11 protein-coding genes are annotated in these 17,198 nt (G+C 57.8%); all 11 read right to left on the reverse strand.

Annotated features, from left to right (window positions below; translation table 11 throughout):
* Positions 1-6: 6 nt before the first annotated feature.
* The gene (locus tag KGA89_RS08745) at positions 7-1,038 is read right to left on the reverse strand and encodes a histone deacetylase family protein (RefSeq protein ID WP_223471307.1); all 1,032 of its coding nucleotides are present in this window, start codon (positions 1,036-1,038) and stop codon (positions 7-9) included.
* 280 nt (positions 1,039-1,318) lie between these two features.
* Positions 1,319-1,885, reverse strand: coding sequence for a hypothetical protein (locus KGA89_RS08750; RefSeq protein ID WP_223471309.1), 567 nt, complete (start codon positions 1,883-1,885; stop codon positions 1,319-1,321).
* Between the two features lie 353 nt (positions 1,886-2,238).
* On the reverse strand, positions 2,239-2,688 hold the full coding sequence (locus KGA89_RS08755) for a hypothetical protein (RefSeq protein WP_223471311.1): 450 nt from the start codon (positions 2,686-2,688) through the stop codon (positions 2,239-2,241).
* A gap of 72 nt (positions 2,689-2,760) precedes the next feature.
* On the reverse strand, positions 2,761-4,587 hold the full coding sequence (locus KGA89_RS08760) for an ATP-dependent nuclease (RefSeq protein ID WP_013694584.1): 1,827 nt from the start codon (positions 4,585-4,587) through the stop codon (positions 2,761-2,763).
* A 489-nt stretch (positions 4,588-5,076) separates the two neighbouring features.
* On the reverse strand, positions 5,077-5,436 hold the full coding sequence (locus tag KGA89_RS08765) for a DUF6124 family protein (RefSeq protein WP_013694582.1): 360 nt from the start codon (positions 5,434-5,436) through the stop codon (positions 5,077-5,079).
* 535 nt (positions 5,437-5,971) lie between these two features.
* Positions 5,972-6,637: a hypothetical protein gene (locus tag KGA89_RS08770; RefSeq protein WP_013694579.1), complete on the reverse strand. Its 666-nt coding sequence runs from the start codon at positions 6,635-6,637 to the stop codon at positions 5,972-5,974.
* 253 nt (positions 6,638-6,890) lie between these two features.
* Entirely contained in the window at positions 6,891-7,301 is a 411-nt protein-coding gene (locus KGA89_RS08775; protein ID WP_123351271.1) for an SMI1/KNR4 family protein, read from the reverse strand.
* A gap of 207 nt (positions 7,302-7,508) precedes the next feature.
* Complete coding sequence (locus KGA89_RS08780; RefSeq protein ID WP_028237770.1) at positions 7,509-7,979, reverse strand: hypothetical protein; 471 nt, start codon at positions 7,977-7,979, stop codon at positions 7,509-7,511.
* Positions 7,980-12,389 (reverse strand): RHS repeat-associated core domain-containing protein, encoded by a 4,410-nt coding sequence (locus KGA89_RS08785; protein WP_223471313.1) that lies wholly within the window; start codon positions 12,387-12,389, stop codon positions 7,980-7,982.
* Positions 12,390-12,473: 84 nt separating this feature from the next.
* Positions 12,474-12,752, reverse strand: a complete 279-nt coding sequence (locus KGA89_RS08790) for a hypothetical protein (protein ID WP_003206947.1) — start codon at positions 12,750-12,752, stop codon at positions 12,474-12,476.
* 1 nt (position 12,753) lies between these two features.
* Complete coding sequence (locus tag KGA89_RS08795) at positions 12,754-17,193, reverse strand: RHS repeat-associated core domain-containing protein (RefSeq protein WP_014340893.1); 4,440 nt, start codon at positions 17,191-17,193, stop codon at positions 12,754-12,756.
* Between the last annotated feature and the right edge of the window lie 5 nt (positions 17,194-17,198).

Genomic DNA, 17,198 nt, shown 5'->3' on the forward strand with positions numbered 1-17,198 from the left:
TATTCCTCATGGGGCGCTTTGGAAACCTTCAAGGACGTTCACGGCATTGATGCCGATTTCTGCCACCGCGTAGCCGCCTTCCATCACGAACAATGTTGGCTTGCCGAGCGCCGCGATGCGCTTGCCCATCGCCAGGTAATCCGGGCTGTCGAGCTTGAATTGCGAGATGGGGTCGTCCTTGAAAGTGTCCACGCCCAGGGACACGACGATGACGTCGGCGTCGTACCCCCGGATTTGCCCGCAGGCCTGCTCCAGCGCCGCGCTCCAGGTGTCCCAGCCTGAACCGGCCGGCAAAGGGTAGTTGAAGTTGAAGCCCTCACCGGCGCCCTCGCCACGCTCGTCGGCATAGCCCAGGAAGAACGGAAACTCCGCCTCCGGATGGCCGTGGATCGACGCGAACAACACATCGCTGCGCTCATAGAAAATCGATTGGGTGCCGTTGCCGTGGTGGTAATCCACATCGAGGATGGCGACCTTTTTATGGCCCTGGTCGAGAAAGGCCTGGGCGGCGATGGCCGCGTTGTTGAGGTAGCAATAACCGCCCATCAAATCGCCAGCGGCGTGGTGCCCCGGTGGGCGGCACAAGGCAAAGGCACTGCGCGCCCCACGCTGGATGTCCGCCTGGGCGGTGAGGGCCACTTGTGCGGCGCTGTAGGCCGCCTGCCAAGTGCCGGCGGTAATCGGCGCGCCCGCGTCGAAACTGTAATAACCCAACTGGCCGTGCAGGCTGGTGGGGATGACCGTGCGAAAGGTCCGCGCCGGCCAGGTGTAGGGCAACAAATCGCCGTCGCGGTTGTACTTGGCCCAACGGTCCCAGGCGCCTTTGAAAAATTCCAGGTACGCCGCGCCATGGATACGCTGGATCGGCCCCAGGCCGAAATCCTGCGGTGCCTCCACCGGCCCCAGCGCCCGCGCCTTGACCCGCTCCAATACATGATCGGCCCGGGACGGCATCTCGAAGCAGGGCATCAACTGCCCGTCCATCAACTCGCAGCGCCCGTGGTGCAGGTGGTGATCGTCCGAATAGATCGTCAGCATTTTTGTTCTCCGCAAGGCTGATCGGTATGAACACAGTCTTGCGGCGCGCGGCGTTTCAGAGAACGGCAGGAGAGGCCAAAAGGGGATCGGAATGGCCAATAAGTTTGACCGTAAATCGCCCCTTGTTGGCGCGGGTGTGCGCGGGGTTGGGGCATACGGGCAGTTGGCTTGAGAGGTTTGGAAAAGTCGCAGCGAACAAGCGTGCTCTAGGGGAAAGGAGAAGAGTAAATGAATGACCGGCCCCCCCTGGAGAGACCGGCCATTCAGTGCATCTTTTCAATCATTGGGGCTGGATGGCGGGCAGCGAGAGGGCTGCACGAATTTCGTTCAAGGACTCGTAGAAGTCCTTGGAGATTCCGAACAGCCCTTTGCGAATCTCGTGAATCAGAGCCTCGTCCTTTTGCTTGGCGATCTCAATGAACAGGGCAAACGTCAAGGAGATGCCCCGTGGCAGTCGCATGTAACCCTTATTTACAAGCTGCTGGGCGCGCAGTTCAAGCAATGGGAGGTTCCCTTTAAATACGGCATCCACTTTATCGATGCTATCCAGCTTCAGTTTGGTGCTGAGGTAGCGGTCGTACTGGATGGTGTGCTCGCTTTCATACCACTCCGAAAGAATCTCGATTCCGAATTTTTTTGCCAGCTCGGCATCCATCGCCGAAACCAGCAAATTCGACCGGGCATAGGTGGAGATGTAGTTGTAAAACTCCCGCTCCAAGGTCTCCAGGATCAAGGTGTTTTTCGATTTGCCAAGCGTATTGGCGACGGCGGCGATGGTCTTGTCCAAGCTGCTGCTCAAATTGCGCAGCGTGTAGGAGACCGTTTCGGCCTTTTCAGCATCAGTCATGGGAATGACTCCGGTAACGCTCCTCGGAAGTCGAGGAGGCAAAACCATACTCGCCTAAAGAAACCAAATCGTCAACAGTGGTTCAGATTATTTTATATGGTTCTTTTTGTGCACTGGCGAATCTCACGCGTTTGGGACATGCCCTATCCCCAGGCACGCAGGTCTGTACGAAGCCACCCAGCGCAAAAGACCAATCGCTAACCATCCCGAGGAGAGCACAGAATGGACACCCACCGCCAACCTCTGTGGGAGCGAGCTTGCTCGCGAAGGCGGCAGCACGTACATCCCCGGCCTGAAGGCGTACGCAGTCCATGACAAGGAAGCTTGCTCGCGCTCGGCGGAGCAACTGCCGATCAGATGATGGAATCAAGATCCAGCGTGTAGGGTTTACCAATGGCATACCCATGAGCACCACGGATCAACTCACTATCGTCATCCATTGCCGGCGCCATCGCCAGTTGCTCAGCCACCCTGTTCTCCGGGTGTGCCTGCCAGCGGGCCAGGTTGTGTGCCAGTTGCTCGGGTTGTTCCGCCAAGCTCCCATAGACGTCTTTTTCGCTCACCGACACGGTGCGCAGCGTGGCCAGGCGAGCGCGGGTGTTGTGCATCTTGTCGACCTCACGGATGAGCGCGATGTTGATGGAGCTCTCACTACGCCCATTGGGCGCGCCCCGTCCTGCCAGGTAGCGTTCTTCATCGCGCAACTGTTGGGTAATCCGTGTCAGTGCATGATCGATCCACTCATATTCGCGTTTTGTCGCCAGCGGGCTTCCGTCGATTTGCGCTTCCTGCCAGCGACGCAAGGTCGCCCAGCAAGCGGGGATGTAGCTGGGTGATCAACTCTCCAATTGAGTCGGCGTTGATTTCGGGCGGTATTACTGGTTTTTCGATTCGATATGAGCATATATTTTTTCGCAAAGCTCGATTAAATTTTGTGGCAAGTCCCATTCGATTTCACTCATTATCTGAACAGCTTGCTGACAAAATTTAACCTTGTCATTAATTGTTCCACTCTCATCAGCAAAGACTCTGCGTTCTTTACCTTTTCCTTTAAGTCCAAGAGCTCTATCCAGGTGATACCCAATCCCATGAATTGAAGTGGCTAAATCTACAGTTAGAATTTTTGTAAGGTTTTCAGCATCCAAGCCATCTCTTGTTTTTGATAGCTTTCTGTCAAATATTTTTTTTGCACTTTCAAGGACTATGGCTGGCGGCAGTAAGTTCTCGATTTCCTTGCCAGAAAGCAAGTGAAAACGATTCTGCAATTCATTCGACAATTTTTGAGCTCGTTCGGACTTGCTTGTAATATCGCCGTCAGCGATCAAGAAAGCATCCGCGCATAGTCGTGATGCATTCAACCGTTCTGTGGTGTCATCATCGTCATCGAAGCCCCAATGACCTAACGTGCCGCCCTGATACTCGACGAATGCATAGTGATAGTTTTCTAAATAACCTTCAAGTACGGTTTTCTTGGAGGCGTCCTTAAGAGTGTTAAGATATTTTTTCATTATCACCTTTAAATAGAGGCGATCTGTTATACCTTCTACCCAAATCGTTGAGTTTGCGAGATAGACTGATGAGGCTCGCACGCCGAGATCCGCCAGGATCTCCCTGTCCTTTGTGCACTCCTGCATGTAAAATCCAGTGCCATCTTGATTGCTCTTCTTACTTACTCTATGAATTAAAACTTCCCCATGGGTTTCAGCCAGATCAAGCAAATGATTAGAGTGTGTTGTAGCAATATATTGATGGTCAGTATGATTCAATAAAAATAGAGCTAGCTTTCGTAGGAGTCCTGGATGGAGGCAGGACTCCGGTTCCTCGACAAAAAATATTGATTTCTCCTGCTCCAGGAATGCAGCAGATGTAATTATGATCACTTGTTGAAGGCCGTCCCCAAGATCATATATCGAGAACTGTGCGTCGTTGCCTATCTTTACTGCAACTGTATCTTGGCCGTATTGAGGTATAAGCGTTATGTCAGCTCCTCCAAAAAACTCGTTGCCTAGTATCTTTTCATAATTGCGCACTCTCTCTCTCTCATCAGGCTGGCCAAGCAAAAATCGCGCTAACAAATTATAAAGATCAAAACCGGTAGTTACGTTGACTTTATTGGGCCCCGGAAAATAATCTCGCAGCGTTCGCTCAAGAAAAAGGTCTTTTCCATCCCCAAGAGGTCTCATGCCCCTCAGTATTGGTATGTAATGCTTTTTAATATTACTGATCTGCTCGGTTAAGTCTGTGAGGTTGCTTAGCACTTCCTCAAGGTTTTCCTGAGGAAGATGGCGCCGAATTAGATTGAAGTCGTTTACTGTGTCTCCTGAAGCTCGATAACCTGGATTGTTTGCATTGCTTAAAGTTCTTATAAGATCTCTAATTGTCGCTATTATTATGCTGGCTTCTTTGCAGTCTGCATTATATATGCTCATAAATTCATCGCAGTCTAAGTCGAGAATTTTTGAACAGCCGCTCAGTACAGTAATTATTTTTCCAAGATCACTGCAGGCATACCTGATAGCATCTCCTACACCAATATTTAGTTTTTCGGTCTCGGTAGAAAACAACGCTCTTAGCAACCGACTTTTTCCGCTATTGTTGGGGCCTACGAGGAGATTTAGTTTTTGTAGATTAATCCATTTCTCCTTCGGTGAGATATTTGAGTAACCGATCAGGCTCTTAGACCATATTTTTTGTACTTGCATTTCAAAAAATGCTCCACTCAATTGAGAGTTCGTGGATGTTAATAGGAGGGTAAACTCGCTAATTCAAGCCTCAAGAAAAGCGTTGGGTTTCTTTCGGACGGTGTGCGTTCCTTTTTGTGCGACACACTGATTAATTGCTTCTGGCCTAGAGCTTGTAAATCCGCTTTTTTATTTTTCCGATTCTGGAGAGTACGTCGCAAGGTGCAGAAATCGCAAGGCGTCGCGAGCAAGCAGCAACACAGGTGCGTTAGCGTTTGTGGTGTACGTCCTAAGCGGGACTTTTCGATGAGTTCTAAAGCTTCAAAGCGTTGCAACCTTTCAATCTTAAGGTGTTCGCGATCCATGCGAGGGAGCTTGCTCCTGCTCGACGGCGCAACCGTCGTAAACCGGCTGATGCTGTTTGTCTGGAAAATGCCTCGGCCTGTTTTAGGGCGGCTTCGCCACCCAGCGGGAGTAAGCTCCCTCGTCGCGGGATTGGTGCTGTAGCGGCTAGCGAGGGTCGACGTTATCCAGCACTCGGTTCGCCAGCAATGAACTCAGTTCGATCAGTTGCTGGACGCCGAGGGCGATGTGGCGGCGGGGGCCTTCCAGATCGAAAGCCAGATTGCTGATCATCGCGTCGGCGGATGCCAGGTTTTCGCTGAGGTTGGCGAGCAGGCATTCGTTGTCGGCGTTTTTTGCCACGGTGAAGAGCTGGTCTGGATTGGATGCTTCTTCGGACTTTTCCGGTTTGGGTAACAGATAGTGATCCAAGACGCGTTTGGTGGTTTCGTCGTGCTTTTTGTTTTTGCGACCGGAATGGGTAGACGTTGAGTCAGTTTCAGGAGGATTTGGAGTAATTTTGAACATCGTTGCGTTACCTCTAATGAGTAGGCCGCAACCATCTCGCTACTAAACGAAAGGAGGCAGCTGTGCGCAAGTTAGTAGACCGGTAGAGGTAACGGATCCCGGCGCGCCCGAAGGCGCCATGCGCACAGCCACCATCGAGTGCAGGCAATGCCTGACTGATGAGACTCATGCAACCGTTACTACTTCCGGGCTACTAAACCCGACCACTGATGGGCAGTGGCAGGGAAACGATAGAACCCATGGGCAAGGCGCACAAGCGGGCGGATTCTGGCGTAGTTGTAGGCAATGGCGCAAGGATGTGTAGCTGGGTGGAAGCGTTGCGGAGGGAGAATAAACAAGCCTTCGTAATGCCCAGGATTCGGGGCCAGGAAGCGTGCTCTTGCTCGGTGGCGCAGCGGTTTTCTGTAGGAATTTGCCGGCCTTTTTGGGGCGGCTTCGCCGCCCAGCGGGAGCAAGCTCCCTCGCCACGTGATCTGTGTTTCGGATCAGGCCCTGTGGTGTTGGCTCGATCGGCATTTCGCCCTTTGGACAGCTGTCAAAGCTTATCCAGGCTAGAAACCGTGGTGGTGTAGAAGGCCACGCCCGACTTGTCGATGACTTTTATCCTGCCGCCTTCTTCCTTGAGGTCTTTGAGGTACGGACCGAACGCTATTTCGTCGGGTGCGGTTCGCAGAATTTCTTTGTCGAGTACCGGTGTGTCTTTCCTCAAGACCTTAAGGTTCATGAGGAAGCAGTCGATGGTTAACTGGCACTCCAGGGCGCAGACATAATCCGCCCCTTTTATTTTTTTCTGCTTGAAGGTCCACTCGTTTTTATAGTGGTTGCGGCGGAACTCATCCATTGCGTTTTTCAGCAGATCAAGGGGCAAGGCCATGTGTGGGCGGCATTTTTCCAAGCCTTCCAGCAACAGTTGTATAAAGAACTCATTGAGCTCGTTGACCGATGTGCATTTTTTATACAGTTCGGTGTCCAGACCGACATTGACGATGAGCGCGCCGCTGGAGTTTACATAGGGCTCATTGACGGCTTGGCGGGTGCCGACAAAGCAGATTTTCTTGAAGTTCGGCGTTTCGAATTTTTCTGCACTCAGGTGGCGCTCAAGAAAGTTGCAGATCGATCGGCTTTGGTCGCGAAACGGATGAATAATTTCGTCGCTGAATTCGCCCAGGTCGGGGTATAGGTAGATTTCTTTTAAGATCATGGTCTTGAATGCCTCGCTGGGTCTGGTTCCCGCCTGCGTCGATTCGCGTTTCTTCGCTCAAAATCTCGACTTTCCAACGAGCAACTGGGCCGGCCGGCTCTTTTTTGATGACTCTGGATTCGTAACGCCCTCTTGAAGTCCAATACTCATACGTAGACCTGAGCGAGCCTCGTGAGGCTATCGCTTCACAGGCTCGTGGGTAGGTTATTTCCAGGCAGCATGGTAAGCCTGTCCAGCGATGACGCCACCGGCTCTATTGGCCTGTGAGTTCAGCAAGGAACTCCTCAAATGATTCGCATACGAACGCCAGATCCTCTTCATCCATCAAGTACAGGTAAATATTCCCGAAGTCAGCTTCCTTAACGGATAAGAGGAAGGAATTGCCACCGTGATCGTACGCAAAGGGGATCATTTGTTTTAGCAACGGAACGTCGTCCGTCAAGTCGCGATAGACCGTTTCGATAGGGGCTTGTCCGTATTTGATCGGAGTGAACCCACCCAGCAAGAAATCATTCTCGCTACTACTCTCAGACAAATCGCCGCCGTTGTGCTTTAGATAAAATTGCTTAAAGGCTGTCGGTAATTCCACATTGAATTTTTCCTGGAACTCATTCAGTTCTTGCATAGAGAGGGCGCGTTCGGATTCTTTGAGGGTCAGCCGCATTTGGATGCTCCTTTTGTTCTGCATTGAAGTGATCTGACTTTCCACTAAATCTTCAATATGACGTTCCTTTTGAGGCGGCTTCGCCACCCAGCGGGAGCAAGCTCCCTCGCCACGGGATCTGCGTTTCGCCTCAAATCTTGTGCTCAGCCAGCGTTCCGCTCTGCCTCTTTCTAGCTGGAATTCAGACGGATAATTTGATGGTTTATGTTATTGCGGTTTATGACGCCAGGAAGAAAAGTCGGATATGTAAATTTCATCCAGCGTTAGCGTCGGCGGTATGTTTTCGATGCTGTCAGCTATCTCGTCATAAGGTGTTGGCAAGATATAGCAGAGGCCGAAATCCTCGTTGAGGATTATGACGCCATTAAATATGCGTTGGCGTTCGGTTAGTTTTTTTATCTGGTCAAAAGGCATTCCTGTGGAAAGCGTATTTTGGTAAAGCCCTTTGTAGCGCGGGTTACAACCTATTGAGAAAATTGTTCCGTCAGGTAGGGTCGAGAGGGTGAGCGTACTATCGATTATGTACGCTGTTCTTGTCTCGCCGTCAGGTAATGTGTAGTTTTTTATCTCGACTTTATGGTTTTCATAGAGTTCATTCATATAGGTCGAGATATTGTCTTGCAATAAAATATTCGCAATTGAATGCTTGGATTTTATGTCGGCTGCAAAATCAATCATTTAAATTCCACCGTTCATTAACGTACCGTTTACGTAAACTGGGGAGTCTTTTATAAGGTCATAGTTTTTAAAGTCACCATGTCCAATCCTGCCGAATACAACATCTTCGCCGGCTTTATTGACTTTATAGACCTTCCAATAATCATTTCCATGGATGTTGGGCTGGGTAGGGCTGCCGCCTGGATGGTAGTCAAGCTTGTAGGTGGCTCCGGATTTTGTACTGCGCACATACTGGACGTGCTGAATCGCATCCGGTCTGCCGGCTTGTGGATAGGTTTTGGTCCATCCTCGCGATGTCAGGTAGCCGTCGACGTCAGCAGGTTTTTTCCCTGTTAGTTTTCCAGTCCATCGTTGGGTTATCGTATTTTTTCTGGCAAATCCTTTGGCCGAGGTACAGCTCAGTCCCAGTGGGTCGGCATACCCTGCAGGATTCGGCGCATAAGCGTAGAAATTAATGCCCCCCGCCAACCCAATCGGATCCGGCGTAGTAAACCGCCCCACATCCGGATCATAAAACCTGAACGTATTGAAATGCAGCCCGGTTTCCCGATCCAGGTACTGCCCCTGGAACCGCAAATTCTGCTCTTCGATGTAATACGGCTCGCGCACTTCCTCCAGCGTATTGCCCCAGACCCGATACGTGGCCTGCCACACATTGTGTCCGTCGGCTTCGGTGAGTTGTTCCGGCAGGCCGTTGAGGTCGTTGTGGTAGTAGCGGATCTTTTGCAGCGGGCCGCTGCCGTCGACGCGGGCCAGGGGTTCGTAGCCGTCGTCTTCGTAGAGGTACAGGCTGGTTTGCTGGTGGCGGTGTTCCTGCAACAAGCGCAGGCCATCCCAGGTGAAGCGAGTTTCGCCCAGCGGGTAACCATTGCTGTCGTGTTCGGTTTTTTCGATGCGCCGGCCCAGCGGGTCGTAGGCCATTTTGACCACGCTGCCGTCGCCGTTGCGCACCTCGATCAAGCGGCTTTCAGCGTCATAGGCAAAGTGCTGCACGCCGCGTTTGGCGCTGCGCTTTTCGATCATCCGGCCGAAGGCGTCGTAGCGGTAGCGTTTGTCCTGGTAGGTCAGCAGCTTGTTGTGCACCACCAATCCGGCGCCGGGGGCCGGGCCGTCCAGCAGGTTGGCGGCGGCGTCGTAGGTGAAGGTTTCGCGCTGGCCGTGCAGGCTGTCCTGGCTGGCGACGATGCGGCCGGTGGCGTCGTAGTGCAGGAGCTGGCGCTGTTGCGCGGCGGGTTGCTGGTCGAGTTTGCCGATGAGGTTGTCGGCGGGGTCGTACTCGAAGTGTTTTTGCACCGCCGCTGGCAGCAGCGAGGGTTGGCTGCTGTGACGGCGTTGCCGTGCGCGCAGGCGGCCGCTGCGGTCGTATTCGCTGCGGGTGTTGATCTGCCCTTGGGTGCGCAGCACTTCGCGGTGCAGGCGGTCGCGTTCGAAGTCGCTGATGACCTGGCCGTCGAGGTTGATCTGGTGCAGGTGGCCGCTGCCGTAGTACAGGCGGTTGACCCAGCGGCCATCGGGCAGTTGGGTCTGGATCAGGTTGCCGAGTTCGTCGTAGTGGTGTTGCAGGCTTCCGGCGGCGCTGTTTTCGGCGAGTAACTGGCCGAGGGCATCGTAGGCGAAGCTCAGGGTCTGGGCGTTGCCTTGCAGGTCGGTGAAGGTGACGGCGGTGAGTTGGTCCAGCGGGTCGTAGCTGTATTCGGTACGGCCATCGTCGGTGACTTTGGCGATCAGCCGGCCCACGGCGTCGCGTTCCAGGCGATGGACGGTGGGGGGCGGTGGGGCTTCGGGAACGAGCGCCAGGCCGGTGCCGTAGGGCGCGGGCATCGCCGTCACTGCCGCGACGTTGTCGAGGCGGTCGTAGTCGTAGCGCTTGGCGCTGCCGTCCAGGTCCTGCTGCTCGATCAACCGATCCCCGATATCCCAGGCAAACCGGTAGCTCTCGCCATTCTCGTTGGTCAGCGCTTGCAGCCGGCCGAAGCTGTCGTAGGCGAACTGCACCTGCCGGCCTTGGGCGTCTGTGCGTTGGCGGACCTGGCCGCGGCGGTTGTGTTGGTAGAGCGTGGTATGCCCGGCCGGGTCGGTGTAGCCGGTGAGTTGGCCGGCGGTGTCGCGCTGGTAGTGTTCGGTGCGGCCGTCCGGCAATTGGCTGCTGAGCAGACGCCCCTGGGCGTCGTAGCGGAATTGGGTGCGCTCGCCGAGGGCGTCGGTGATGATTTGCAGGTAACCGCGCGCGTCGTAGCTGAAGCGCGTCGGGTAACCCGAGCAATCGACGTGCTCCACCAATTGGCCGAACGGGTTCCAGCGCAGCTTTTTGCTTTTGCCGGTGGCGTCGATGATCTCCACGACCTGGCCGTGGGTGTCGTAGCGGTAGCGGGTGATGTGGCCCAGTGGGTCGGTTTCCTCCGTGCAGTTGCCGCGTTGATCGTAGCGGTATTTCCAGCTGTGGCCGGCGGCGTCGGTGTCCACCAGCGGCAGGGCCCAGTGTTCGAGCCAGAGGGTGGATTCGCTGCGGCCCAACGGGTCGGTTTCGCTTAGCAGGTTGCCGGCGTCGTCGTAGCTGAATTGGTACTGGCCGCCCTGTGGATCGGTAGCGCTGAGCAACTGGCGCTCATCGTTCCATTCGAACAGCCAGGTCTGGCCGAGGTTGTCAGTGAACTGGGTGATCTGGTGCTGGCTGTTCCAGTGCCGGGTGCTGACGCGTTGCAGGCTGTCGCTGATGCGGGTGATGCCCGCCTTGAGGTCATAGTCGAACTGGTAGGCGTCGCCTTCGTCGGTCCAGTGCCGGACCACGCGCCATTCCTGGTCGTCGATCAGGGCCCATTCGTAGAAGCAGTGCAGGCCGCTGGGCAACTGGTGCTCGACCATCCGCTGCCCGGCGTCGTAGCTGAAGCGCCGTTGCACCTGGCCGGTGGCGTCGCGCACTTCGGCGAGGGTGTTGGCCGCGTCGTAGGCGTAGCTGACCAGCACTTCCCGCGATTGGTCGGGGTAGAGGCGTTCGATGTGGGTGACGCGTTCGCCTTCGCGGATCAGCTCGACTTGCACCAGGTCGAAGGTGTCGCGCAGTCGCACCAGGCGTCCGGCGTCGTCGTAGTCGAGGTGGATGCGGTTGTCGTTGCGGTCGCCCAATTGGCTCAGGCGCAGGTGCGAAGGGTTGGCTGGCGAAGGTTCGAACAAACGGTACAGGCCGTCGTCGCTTTCGATCAGCAATTGCCCGTTCACATGGCGGCGCACGGCCAGGCCTTCGCCGGCGCTGAACACCGCGCCGCCCAACGGGATGGAACCCATGTCGATGGGCCGGCCTTGTTCGTCGGTGTAGACCAGGGTTTCGCCGCCCTCGGGGTGGGGCAGGATTTCTACCTGGACTTCGTAGGCGACGCTCCAGCCGGCGCCGAACAGGCTGTCTTGGCGTTCGTCGCGGCTGTTGTACACGCGTTGCCAGTCAATCGGCAGGATGCCGGGCAAGACGAAATCCAGGTCCTCGTCACCGCCTAGCACCTTGGCCCCGGTAGCGGCATGCACCGGGTTCGACGAACCCAGGGCGGCGTTGGCGGCCGCGTTCGCCGCGCTGCTGACGGCCATGGACACCGCGCCGCCCACCAGCATGCACGGCAGTTTGCTGAAAAATTTGCCCTTGCCGCCCTTGAGCATCAGCAGCGCGGTGACCGCCAGGCCTACGCCCGGGGTCTTGCCGCTGCGGATCTCGCGCACCACCACCGAACCGCCGCCAATGGTCACGTCAGGGGAAATCAGCCCGGCCGACACCACGGTCGCATCGCAGGTGCTGCGGTCGCCGCTGCGCACGGCGGGCTGGCCGTTGATGGTGACCTTGTCCGAACCTTCGGCCATGAACTGCGGTGGCATGGGTGGGTGCTTGGTGCAGATCACCAGGTCTTCCGGCCGGGTCTCCGTACCGGGGGCGGGCGAGGCGACAGTGGGGCGCCACATCTGCGAGAAGAAATTCCCGGCCATGTCCAGGTAACTGGGTTCTTCTTCCGGCTCGGGCATTTCCAGTTCGGTGCCGGCCGGTGCGACATGGGAAACAACAGCGCCGGCGGCGCGGGCCGAGGGGATGTTGTTGGTGAAGGTGTCCTTGGAGCCGGTGAGGATGTTGGCCTGCACCGTGGGCGGAAAGAGCGCGTTGCCGATGCCCTCGCATAAATTGCTCAGGCCTTTGTCGGCCCCGGTCTTGCTCATGGCCAGGCCGACGATGGTGCCCACCACCAGGCCCAGGACGAAGCAACCCAGGCCGCCGGTAACCACGGTGATGCCCGTGGCCGCGACCACGGCGGCGGTCGCCAGGGCGGTGATCGCGATGTTGGCCGCCACCTCCAATACGCCGCCAAGGATGTCGGCCATCATTGAGGTGTGGTTGAGTGCATCGCCCAGGCGGGCGGCCCAGAGCGCGTCAGACATGCACGTTGCTCAGGCGGGTAGGGGGGCTGGGGAATGTGGGTTCAAGCAATTTGATGCCTTCCATTGCATCTGTGTCCTTATGGGTTACGGCATGCTCATCAGGGCCATTCTCAGGCGCTTGATCAGTTTCGGGGTCTTGAGGCAATCGGCCGGGCGTTTGTTGCCCAGGGCGGGCACGGTCTGTTCCAGCCACCAGAACCCTTCCTTGAGCCCTCTTTTTCCGTAGAGCACGACGGCCATGTCGAGGTTGTCATCCATGGCCTTGGCCAGCGCGCGTGCGTTGTCGTCGAGGTAGTCCTCTTCGTACAACCGCACGAAATGCTGCCAATCGGCATCGCCGACGTATTCGTCTTCCAGTCCCATTTTAAAAACCTGCAAAGGAAATCAAGTTGCTGCCGGTCGGGTTTCGCGCCGACGGCGCCAGGATCCCATCATAACCATTAGCCTTGGCCCAGGCGCCGATTTGATGGGTCTGGGTGTACTTGTCGCCGGTAATGCTCTTGAGGGAGACCCCCAATTGTTTGCGCACATCGGCCCGGGTCAGGTCCAGGACGTTGTTGAGCTGCACTTTCTTGCTGACCAGTACCCGTGTGGACAGGTCCACGCCCCAGTGATTGACTTCGCCCATGGCTGTCTTGCGTGAGTTGGCGCCATAGACACCGCCCAGGCCGGGGGCGGTGTAACGGTGCCTGGAGGCGACGTTCCACTTGTGCGCGGTCCAAGTCGTGCTGATCCGCCCCGGCTCTTCAAAGCGATACACCGTTCGGTTGACCTTGCGACCCTTGGGCGGCGTCGAGCATTTCATCAGCCCGAAGGGGTCGATCCAACTCACCGGGTTCGGCGCGTACTGGTAGAGGTTCAGCCCACCGGCTAAGCCGATCGGGTCCGGTGTGGTGAAGCGGCCGATGTCCGGGTCGTAGAAACGCAGGGTGTTGTAGTGCAGCCCGGTTTCGCGGTCCAGGTATTGGCCCTGGAAGCGCAGGTTCTGCTCTTCGATGTAATACGGTTCGCGCAGCTCTTCGGCGGTGTTGCCCCACACTTGGTAACGGGCTCGCCAGAGTGTGTGGCCGTCGGCTTCCGAGAGCTGTTCGGGCAGGCCGTTGAGGTCGTTGTGGTAATAACGGACCTTCTGTTGCTCGCCCAGGCCGTCGACCCTCGCCAGGGGTTCGTGGCTGTCGTCGGCGTAGATGTAGAGGCTGGTCTGGCTGTCGCGGTGTTCCTGCAAAAGTTGCAGCGCATCCCAGGTGAAACGGGTGCGGTTGAGCAGCGTGGCGTGGCGGTCGTACTCGGCTTTTTCGATGCGTCGACCCAACGGGTCATAGGTCATTTTTACGACCGAGCCGTTATCGTTGCGCACTTCCACCAGGCGTTGTTCAGCATCGTAGCGAAAACGCTGGACGCCACGGCGGGCGCTGCGTTTTTCCACCATGCGACCGAAACCGTCATAGCGGTAGCGCTTGTCCTGGTAGGTCAACAAGCGGTTATGCGCGACCTGGCCTGTGCCCAGACCGTCCAGCAGGTTGGCGGCCGGGTCATAGGCGAAGCTTTCACGCTGGCCTTGAAGGTTGTCCTGGCTGGCGAGAATGCGGCCGGTGGCGTCATAGTGCAGCAATTGGCGATGGGACGCTTCGGGCTGGCTGTCGAAGCGCTCCACTCGCTGATCGCTGGCGTCATAACCAAACAGTGATTGCGCCACGGGCGGCAACAGCGTGGACTGACCCTGTTGCCGCCGCTGACGGGCCCGCAGGCGGCCACTGCGGTCGTATTCGCTGCGGGTGCTCTGGCGCCCCTGGGTGCGCAGCACTTCGCGGTGCAGGCGGTCGCGTTCGAAATCGCTGATGACCTGGCCGTCGAGGTTGATCTGGTGCAGGTGACCGCTGCCGTAGTGCAGGCGGTTCAGCCAACGACCGTCGGGAAGCAGCGTCTGGGTCAGGTTGCCCAGTTCGTCATAGCGATGTTCGAGGTTCCCCGCCCAGCCTTGCTCGGTAATCAATTGCCCCAGGGCGTCGTAACGCAAGCCCAGGCTTTGTACTTCACCGGTCTGGCTGGTGAAGGTGATCGCGTTGACCTGGTCGAGCGCGTCATAGCGGTACTCGGTGCGCCCGTCTGCGGTGACTTTCGCCACCAGTCGCCCCATCGCATCGCGCTCCAGCTCATGAATGATGGGGGCTTGGGGCGAGAGGTCCAGGTCGGTGCTGCCGGGCACCGCGAGCGCTTCCACGCGGGTGACGTTGTCCAGCGGGTCGTAGGCGTAGCGCTTGAGGCTGCCGTCCAGGCTGTGTTGGGCGGTCAAGCGGTCGGCGGCGTCCCAGGCAAACCGGTAGCGCTCACCGTTTTCATTGGTCAGGGCCAGCAGGCGCCCGTAGTTGTCGTAGCTCAGCTCAACCCGGCGGCCATGGGCGTCGGTGCGCACCCGCAGTTGACCGCTTAGGGTGTGTTGGAAATTTGTCGTGTGTCCAGCCGGGTCGCTATAGCCGATCAACTGTCCGCTAGCGTCACGCTGATAGTGCTCGGTGCGCCCGTCCGGCAGTTGCTTGCTCAGCAGCCGACCCTGGTCGTCGTAGCTGAAAAGCGTCCGCTCTCCCAGTGCGTCGGTGCTGCTGAGCAACAGCCCGCGCTCGCAATAGCTCAACCGTGTGGTGTAACCGGAACAATCGGTGTGTTCGCTCAGTTGCCCAAGGGCCGTCCAGCGCATGGTCTTGCTTTTGCCGGTGGCGTCGATGACCTCCACCACTTGGCCGTGGGCGTCGTGGCGATAGCGGGTGACGTGGCCCAGCGGGTCGGTTTCGCGAATGCGGTTGCCCCGCGCGTCATAGCGGTACTGCCAGGTATTTCCCGCGGCATCGGTTTCAGCCAGGGGCAGGGCCCAGTGTTCGAGCCACAGGGTTGACTCGCTGCGCCCCAGCGGGTCGCGGGTTTCGCAGAGGTTCCCGGCTTCGTCATAGCTGAACTGATGTTGTCCGCCGTTGGGATCGGTCGCCCCCAGCAACTGGCTTTCGTCGTTCCACTGGAAGGTCCAGGTGCGATCCAACGGGTCGGTGGTTTCGGTGATCTGATAGCGGGTATCCCAGCGACGGGTGCTGATGCGCTGCAAGCCGTCGGTGATGCGCGTGGTCCCGGCGGCCAGGTCGTAATCGAAGGTGTAGGCGTCGCCCGCGTCGGTCCAGTGGCGAACCACGCGCCATTCCAGGTTTTCAACCAACGCCCATTCATAGAAACAGCGAAGCCCGGTAGGCAGTTGGTGTTCCACCATTCGCCGCCCGGCGTCGTAGGCGTAGCGACGTTTTACCTGGTCGTTGGACTGACGGACCTGCGCCAGATCGCCCTGGCCGTCGTAGCCATAGTGCATCAGCACTTCCCGGCGTTGATCGGCATAGAGGCGGTCGATCCGGCTGACTCGTTGTGGCCAGCGCTCGTCATACGCCAGTGCGATGCGGGTCAGGTCGAAGGTGTCACGCAGTTGCGCCAGGCGTCCGTTGTCGTCGTAGTCCAGGTAGATACGGTTGTCGTTGCGGTCACCCAGTTGGTTCAGGCGTAGCAGCGCTGCATTGGCTGGCGTGGGTTCGAACAAGCGGTACAGTCCGTCCGCGCTCTCTATCAGCAGCTCGCCGTTGGCATGCCGTCGCACGCTGAGGCCTTCACCGGCACTGAACACGGCGCCGCCCAACGGGATGGAACCCATGTCGATGCGTCGGCCCTGTTCGTCGCTATAAACCAGGGTTTCGCCGCCGTCTGGATGGGGCAGGATTTCGACGCGCACCTCATAGGGCACGCTCCAACCGGCACCGAACAACCCGTCGCGGCGTTCGTCGCGGCTGTTGTAGAAGCGTTGCCAGTCGATCGGCAAGATGCCGGGCAGGACGAAGTCCATCTCCTCGACATCGCCCAACACTTTCGCCCCGGTGGCGGCGTGCACGGGGTTCGAGGAGCCCATCGCGGCGTTGGCCGCGGCACCCATCGCGCTACTGACCGCCATCGACGCCGCACCGCCGACCAACATGCACGGCAGGTTACTGAGGAATTTACCCTTGCCGCCCTTTAGCATCAGCAGCGCCGTGACCGCCAGCCCGACGCCCGGGGTCTTGCCGCTGCGGATCTCGCGCACCACCACCGAACCGCCGCCAATGGTCACGTCAGGGGAAATCAGTCCGGCCGACACCACGGTCGCATCGCAGGTGCTGCGGTCGCCGCTGCGCACCGCGGGCTGACCGTTGATGGTGACTTTGTCCGAGCCTTCGGCCAGGAATTGCGGCGGCATCGGCGGGTGTTTCATGCAGATGATCATGTCCAGCGGCTTGGGCACGGCACCGGGCGCGGGCACGGCGACGGTGGGACGCCACATCTGTGAGAAGAAATTCTCGGCCATGTCCAGGTAGCTGGGTTCGGCTTCGGGTGCTTCAAGTTCGGTGCCGGCCGGCGCGACATGGGACTCGATCGCTCCGGCGGCGCGGGCGGCAGGGATGTTGTTGGTCAAGGTGTCGGTGGAGCCGGTGAGGATGTTGGCCTGCACCGTGGGCGGGAAGAGGGCGTTGCCGATGCCCTCGCATATGTCGCTTAGCCCCTTGTCGGCCCCGGTCTTGCTCATGGCGAGGCCGACCACGGCGCCCACCACCGCGCCGAGTAGGAAGCAACCCAAGCCGCCAGTGGCAACGGTAATGCCCGTGGCCGCTACCACGGCAGCCGTCGCTACCGCGGTGATCGCAATGTTCGCGGCTACTTCCAGGACGCCGCCGAGGATATCGGCCATCATCGAGGTGTGGTTCAGCGCGTCGCCTAGCCGAGCGGCCCAGAGTGCGTCAGACATGCAAG

The organism is Pseudomonas sp. A-RE-22 (assembly GCF_019956035.1).
Taxonomy (GTDB): domain Bacteria; phylum Pseudomonadota; class Gammaproteobacteria; order Pseudomonadales; family Pseudomonadaceae; genus Aquipseudomonas; species Aquipseudomonas brassicacearum.